Annotated in this window: 1 protein-coding gene; it reads left to right on the top strand. The window is 58.8% G+C overall.

Features of this window, described 5'->3' with window-relative positions:
• Positions 1–553 precede the first annotated feature (553 nt).
• On the top strand, positions 554–1,813 hold the full coding sequence (gene ltrA, locus HBR94_RS28330) for a group II intron reverse transcriptase/maturase (RefSeq protein ID WP_020190400.1): 1,260 nt from the start codon (positions 554–556) through the stop codon (positions 1,811–1,813).
• Positions 1,814–1,870: the final 57 nt, after the last annotated feature.

Raw genomic sequence — 1,870 nt, 5'->3', positions numbered from 1 at the left:
TTTTTTTCGGTGCGCCCGGCAGGGCGCGCTCACTCAGGGGTGGAAGTCCCCCGCACACCCGGCAAGGGGAAGTGCTAGCTAGAGGCAAGGGTTTCGCGGGCGACTGCGAGTCTGAAGGAAGCCCGAGGCAAATCGCTGGCCTGACGAACAGGAAGCGGATACGAGGCGGCATGGCGGGGTAAGCAGTCCGAAATCTGCGAAACCCAATACTTGCACAGAACGCCATGACGTAGATCCGACAGGCATAAGCGTGAAAGTGGGTGCGCAATACCCGGGGAGATCTGCACGGTTGCCCGTCAGGGCTACCGGCACCGCGAGGTGCTGGAATGACTGTGCAGAAGTCAGCAGAGGGCATAGTAGGTCGCGAGACTGAAGGCCTGAACGATTAATACCGAGAGTAGAACAGCTGATCTCGACAACCCACGATGACGCAGAAGCTCCCGACACGGGAGGCCTGCCTGCCATGGCCGGACGGAATCCGGAAAGAAGCCCGCAAGGTGCTGAGGGGGTTGCGGCGACGGCTGGGCGAACGAAATCGGAGGACTACCGGCTCATGGAGCAGGTGGTCGAACCCAGCAACATGCGACGAGCGTACAAGCGCGTCCTGAAGAACCGAGGCGCGCCAGGCGTTGATCGCTTGACGGTTGAGGAACTGAAGGACTGGCTGTTGGTGCACTGGCCAAGTGTGAAGGCGGCACTGCTGGAGGATCGGTACCTGCCACGGGCGGTGCGCCGAGTGGACATTCCCAAGCCTAATGGCGGGGTTAGAACACTCGGCGTACCCACGGTGGTGGATCGGCTTATCCAGCAGGCGCTCCATCAAGTACTGCAACCGATCTTCGAGCCAACCTTCTCCGATGGCAGCTACGGCTTTCGTCCGCAGAGAAGTGCGCTCGATGCGGTCGTCAAGGCGAAAGAGTATGTGGCCGAAGGAAAGCACTGGGTAGTGGACATCGACCTGGAGAAATTCTTCGACCGGGTCAACCACGACGTGTTGATGGCTCGACTCGCCTATCGAGTGAGGGATGGTCGCGTACTCAAGCTGATCCGGCGCTTCTTAGAGGCGGGGATGATGGCTAATGGCGTGATTCAACCCCGCAGCGAGGGTACGCCTCAGGGTGGGCCGCTGTCCCCATTACTGTCGAATATCCTGCTGACCGATCTTGATCGAGAGCTGGAAAGGCGGCAGTTGAAGTTCTGCCGATATGCTGACGACTGCAATATCTACATCGGCAGTGAAGGCGCAGGGCAACGGGCGATGGCGAACATCAGAGCCTTCCTGGAGGGTCATCTGAAGCTACGTATCAACGAGCAGAAAAGCGCAGTAGCACGGCCTTGGAAGCGAAAGTTTCTGGGCTACGCGATTACGATCTATCGCCAAGAGACACGGGTGCGACCTGCCCCCGAAAGCCTGCGAAGACTGATGGATCGAGTTCGTGAGTTGCTGCGCAAGGGGCGAGGACGGTCCTTGTCTCACACTATAGAGATGCTAAATCCCGTGTTGCGGGGTTGGGCAAACTACTTTCGGCTTACCGCGAACATGCGGATGCTGGAGGAACTCGATTGGTGGCTGCGTCGAAAACTACGTTGCCTGCTCTGGCGACAGTGGAAAACCCCGAAGACCCGCGAACGACGACTCATCTTGCTTGGGCTTAGGCCTGAGCGGGCGTGGAAGTCGAGTGTAAACGGGCGAGGGCCTTGGTGGAACTCGGCATCCAAACACATGAATCAGGCAGTACCGACGTTGTACTTCGCCAAAATGGGGCTGGTCTCGCTGCGCAGCACTGTGCAGGGACTCCAGCGTATTAGTTGAACCGCCGTATGCGGAACCGCACGTACGGTGGTGTGAGAGGGCTGAGGGAAAAAAAAA

This window comes from Pseudomonas sp. WS 5412 (assembly GCF_012985615.1).
Taxonomy (GTDB): domain Bacteria; phylum Pseudomonadota; class Gammaproteobacteria; order Pseudomonadales; family Pseudomonadaceae; genus Aquipseudomonas; species Aquipseudomonas shahriarae.
This window is presented reverse-complemented; position numbering and strand designations above follow the sequence as displayed.